The following is a 4,279-nucleotide window of genomic DNA, read 5'->3' as shown; positions in this document are numbered from 1 at the left end:
TCACCCAGACTGATACAGACTGTCATCTCGGCTAATCCTCGGCCCGCCCCTTAGGTTAGCAGCCTCATTAAGGCGAACTCCCAGCCACTCTGCATCCTGACAGACTCTCGCTCCAATGGCAGAAGAATTCTCACCAATACCAGCAGTAAAAACAAGCACATCGATCCCGCCAATGAGAAGGAAAAAAGAACATTTCCATCATTCCGAAAAAGTATCCGAACTTATTTCATTTGCAAGGTGGTTTTGAATCGATGTCTTACAAGTATTTATTCAATAGTAACTGAAATTTATTACTGCTGTTGACAATGCACAAATAAAGGTGTAGTTAATCGTTAAGATCTTTTCCTTTAACAGATAACTTACCGGATATTGAAAACACCTCTGATGTTGCTGCTGACAAATCATCTTAAGTAGATTTGCCATTTACAGCGCCTGACGGGCAGCGCAACTTCCCATTAAGGGACGAGGTGAAGATAGCAGATAAAAAAGGGAAGAAAATATTAGATGAGACAATTGAGTTTCAGGTGTCGATCGTCAAAGAGGAATCTTGTAGATAACTTAGTAAGAGAAATCAACCATTGTTTGACTGCACCGCTCCCCATCAAGGTGCTGGTAAAATTAAGCTAGTAAATTTTCTGAATTAAAGCAGCGGGAGCAATGAAACGAAGTAAAGCAGACGCTATTGTATTGACTAACGCAACTCACCACACTGTAATTTGTTTTTATCATGTCCTTAAACAGAAAATGAAGAAGTGATCAGGTCTACATTTGACAAATGGTGATAGGATTCAGGGTGCAGGATTCTGGATGCACGATGCATCATACAGAACAACACTACTAAGGATCCCAGCTTCTCGCGATTGACCCTCGTATGCGCTCCCGATTGAATGAAGTGTTAAGTTCCCTTTAATAGATAATTGTTAAACAAAAGTATTGAATTATCCTTAAGTTGCCAATACAATACTTACCATTTTTAAAACTTACATCCTTCGGGGGAAACTGCGTGACAAAATTTAAAAACATACTATTAGTAGTACATGGCAAAGATAACGAAGGCGAAGCGGTCAACAGAGCGTTCGCACTCGCCAAGAACAATAAGGCTAAGTTAACGGTAGTTGATGTTCTGGAGGAGCTGCCTAAGAAAATGAAGGACTTTCTTAAAATTGTTTCGGTTCGAGAACTTGAGAAGGCGGCTGTTAAGGAGAGGCTCCTGGAAATACAAAGGCTCATCAAACCGATTGAGACCAAGAAACGTATTAAGGCTAAGATCAGGATTCTTGTCGGAAAACCTCACATTGAGATAATAAAAGAGGTACTTAGACATAATAATGACTTGGTGATGAAAACCCCGGAGGGCAGGGGCGGACGAAGATTTGCACTTTTCGGAAGCATTGATATAAATCTAATGCGTAAGTGTCCCTGTCCGGTCTGGATGGTTAAGCCTTCCAAATCTAAAAGATATTCCCGGATTCTTGCAGCGGTCGATCCCGATCCCTTTGAGAGGGTCAAAAATGAGCTGAATAACGTAATTATGGAATTGGCAGTCTCGATTTCTCAATCAGAGAAAAGTGAACTCCATATAGTCCATGCGTGGAGGCTTTGGGGCGAAAGCGCTTTGCGGGGTCACCGCGCCAGAACGACTGAGGCTGAGATCAACAAATTGCTCCAAGATACAAGGAATTTTCACAAAAGGTGTTTAGATAACCTTCTAGCTAGGTTCCCCTTTGCTAAATTAAAGCACAAGGTCCACCTTCGGAAAGGCGATCCAGGGATACTGATTCCGGACATCGCCGGGAAGGAACGGATAGATCTTATCGTAATGGGCACAGTGTGCCGCACGGGTCTACCCGGATTTATCATAGGAAATACAGCGGAGTCGGTTCTTAATCAAGTAGATTGCTCGCTTTTAACCGTAAAACCATATGGATTCATTTCACCCATAAAAGTGTGACATAGAGACGGGAGAAAGACACTAATTTCTTTGTTTATAGATTCTTATCAAGCAATTTTCTTACTGATTAGATCCCGGGTATGCGATAAGAAATTTCTGCTATCGATAATAAGTGTCGGTTCCCTCTTTGTTCAATTTAGAGTGAATCGAAATACTTAGCCATACGTTTTCTTGTCTCGGAATCAGGCAGCCGTCCAATTCCAGCCCCCATGTTGTCCTCCATGTGTTTTACTTTTGCCGTTGTGGGAATAGGACCTGTAACAGAGGGATTGAATATCACAAACTTAAGGAAGAACTGCGCCCAGCTCATACAGTCAATTCAGAAGACCATTAATTAAAGGGGACGCATGTCCTTTTCATTCATTGAATCGGGTTTTCCAAAGTGGTACGGATACACCACCTCATCCCATCTCACCTCCCCCTCAACGCACTTTGCATAAGGGTCCAGGCGCAGCTTAGCAGGAGCCGGCCTCACGTTGCTATCGACGATGGCCATTTCGAACCGTATCGTATTCATGGCGCATACAATCTTTGTTTTATGTTCAGGCAGCCATTTCATTTCTCATCTTCCCTCTTTATAATTTCTCAATATAATTTCGCACGCTTCCTCTGCTGTTTCAACATATTGGAAGAGATCAAGGTCTTCCGGTGAGATGACCCCTTCCTCGACCATCACATCGAATCTTACGATTCGATCCCAAAACTCCCTCCCGAAAATAAGGATCGGTATGGGCTTGATCTTCTTCGTCTGTATAAGTGTCAATGTCTCAAAGAGTTCATCGAGGGTGCCGAAACCGCCTGGGAAGGCAACAAGTGCCCTAGCCCTGATAAGGAAGTGCATCTTTCGAATTGCGAAATAGTGAAATTGAAAACAGAGATCAGGTGTGATGTATTCATTGGGTACCTGCTCAAAGGGAAGGACTATATTGAGGGCGATGCTTTCAGTGCCCGCATCACAGGCACCGCGGTTAGCCGCCTCCATTATTCCTGGACCTCCACCGGTAATGACCACGAAATTAAGATCATCAGATTTCCCGGCCTGTGAAATCAGGTACGAGAGCCTGCGCGCCTCCTCATAATACTTCGAGTTTACGGCAATGCCGCGTATTATCGTCGCCTTCCGTGCAAGCGCCTCATCCGTTGGATTTTTAAGAGCCATGGCCTCTGCATCTGCCAGTTGCTTCTCTGCGACCTCTGGATCCGAAATCCTGGTGCTTCCAAAGATAATAATGGTATTCTCGATATTGTGCTCCTTCATCACAAGCTCCGGCTTCAGCAGTTCAAGTTGAAGACGGACAGGTCTGAGTTCGTCTCTAAGCAGGAAGTCAGTGTCCCGATAAGCTAATCGGTAAGAAGGTGAACGGGTCTGTGGCGTTGTGATAAATAATTCAGCGGCCTGAGCATCTTCTAACGCCGAAGGATATATCTCTTTTTTTCTTTTAAGCGTCATAACTTACCCTCCTCTTTATCAAGTTCGGTTATATTAATCATCCAATCCAAATTAAGAATCGATTTAAGCCAGTTACAATAATATCTCTTCCTCTGGCAACCAATTTCAGGCGAGGACCTGGATTTTTGTATTAGCATAGCTTTTGTTTCTAAATCTTTTTCAGCCGCTTTCATTTAATAGCAAAATGACTCCATTTTCATTTGGTCCAAGGGACATTCAGAAGACACTGACTCAACGAATTACCAGGCTGTAGGTGCCGGGGGCAATCATCGGCTCCTCGTTGGTCGGAATCGCCCAGACTGATACAGCACGGTCATCCAGGCTAGTTCTCGGTTCGCCCCTCAGGTTAGCAGCCTCGTTAATCCATACTCCCAGCCACTCTGCATCCACACAGACTCTCGCTTTAATGACAGAAGAATTCTCACCGATACCAGCGGTAAATACAAGAACATCGAGCCCGCCATGAAAAGAAATAAAAAGCATTTATACTACTCCGAAAAAGTATCCGAACTTATTTCATCTGCAAGGTGTTTTTGAATCGATCTCTTGCAAGTATTTACTCAACAGTAACTGAATTATATTACTCCTCTTGATAATGCACGTATAAAGATGCAGTTAATCGTTAAGGTATTTTCTTAAAACAGACAAGTTCCCAGATATCGAAGACTTGAGACAGATCAGTTAATCAGGTATAAACCTTGGCGTAATTTATTATTCCAGGTCCCCCAAATTTCTAGTTTTTTGAATTAAAATTGATAGAAGTAAATATTAAAACTCGAAAAATCCTCTTTTTCACCGCACTCGCCTTAGTTATCGGCTTCGTTAGTCAGGCTTTTTCTTATCGTTCTTGGCAAATATCAAAAGTCATTGAAGAAGGC

Annotated in this window: 7 protein-coding genes; 1 reads left to right on the top strand and 6 read right to left on the bottom strand. The window is 42.9% G+C overall.

Annotated elements, in window-relative coordinates:
• Window positions 1-159 (bottom strand): hypothetical protein, encoded by a 159-nt coding sequence (locus VGA95_11960; protein ID HEX9667252.1) that lies wholly within the window; start codon window positions 157-159, stop codon window positions 1-3.
• 844 nt (window positions 160-1,003) lie between these two features.
• On the opposite strand from VGA95_11960, the gene VGA95_11955 reads away from it, so the two are divergent.
• A complete protein-coding gene (locus VGA95_11955; protein HEX9667251.1) occupies window positions 1,004-1,951 on the top strand; it encodes a universal stress protein in 948 nt (315 codons plus the stop codon).
• 136 nt (window positions 1,952-2,087) lie between these two features.
• On the opposite strand, the gene VGA95_11950 is transcribed toward VGA95_11955, so the two are convergent.
• Genes VGA95_11950 through VGA95_11930 form a run of 5 tightly spaced genes read right to left on the bottom strand, consistent with a single transcriptional unit; the run spans window position 2,088 to window position 3,884 of the window.
• Complete coding sequence (locus VGA95_11950; protein ID HEX9667250.1) at window positions 2,088-2,261, bottom strand: hypothetical protein; 174 nt, start codon at window positions 2,259-2,261, stop codon at window positions 2,088-2,090.
• 24 nt (window positions 2,262-2,285) lie between these two features.
• Window positions 2,286-2,510, bottom strand: coding sequence for a hypothetical protein (locus VGA95_11945; GenBank protein HEX9667249.1), 225 nt, complete (start codon window positions 2,508-2,510; stop codon window positions 2,286-2,288).
• A gap of 3 nt (window positions 2,511-2,513) precedes the next feature.
• A complete protein-coding gene (locus VGA95_11940) occupies window positions 2,514-3,401 on the bottom strand; it encodes a TIGR00730 family Rossman fold protein (protein HEX9667248.1) in 888 nt (295 codons plus the stop codon).
• On the bottom strand, window positions 3,398-3,574 hold the full coding sequence (locus VGA95_11935) for a hypothetical protein (GenBank protein ID HEX9667247.1): 177 nt from the start codon (window positions 3,572-3,574) through the stop codon (window positions 3,398-3,400). Before VGA95_11935 ends, VGA95_11940 begins: the two co-directional genes overlap by 4 nt.
• A gap of 58 nt (window positions 3,575-3,632) precedes the next feature.
• Window positions 3,633-3,884: a hypothetical protein gene (locus VGA95_11930; protein ID HEX9667246.1), complete on the bottom strand. Its 252-nt coding sequence runs from the start codon at window positions 3,882-3,884 to the stop codon at window positions 3,633-3,635.
• Between the last annotated feature and the right edge of the window lie 395 nt (window positions 3,885-4,279).

The sequence above is a fragment of the Thermodesulfobacteriota bacterium genome (genome assembly GCA_036397855.1).
In the GTDB taxonomy this organism is placed as follows: Bacteria; Desulfobacterota_D; UBA1144; order Nemesobacterales; family CSP1-2; genus DASWID01.
This window is presented reverse-complemented; position numbering and strand designations above follow the sequence as displayed.

Bases quoted from the DNA above. Each gene is read 5' to 3' on its own strand.
- VGA95_11935 (HEX9667247.1), bottom strand. From the start codon at position 3,574: ATGAAAGCGGCTGAAAAAGATTTAGAAACAAAAGCTATGCTAATACAA.
- VGA95_11930 (HEX9667246.1), bottom strand. From the start codon at position 3,884: ATGCTTTTTATTTCTTTTCATGGCGGGCTCGATGTTCTTGTATTTACC.
- VGA95_11950 (HEX9667250.1), bottom strand. From the start codon at position 2,261: ATGAGCTGGGCGCAGTTCTTCCTTAAGTTTGTGATATTCAATCCCTCT.
- VGA95_11940 (HEX9667248.1), bottom strand. From the start codon at position 3,401: ATGACGCTTAAAAGAAAAAAAGAGATATATCCTTCGGCGTTAGAAGAT.
- VGA95_11945 (HEX9667249.1), bottom strand. From the start codon at position 2,510: ATGAAATGGCTGCCTGAACATAAAACAAAGATTGTATGCGCCATGAAT.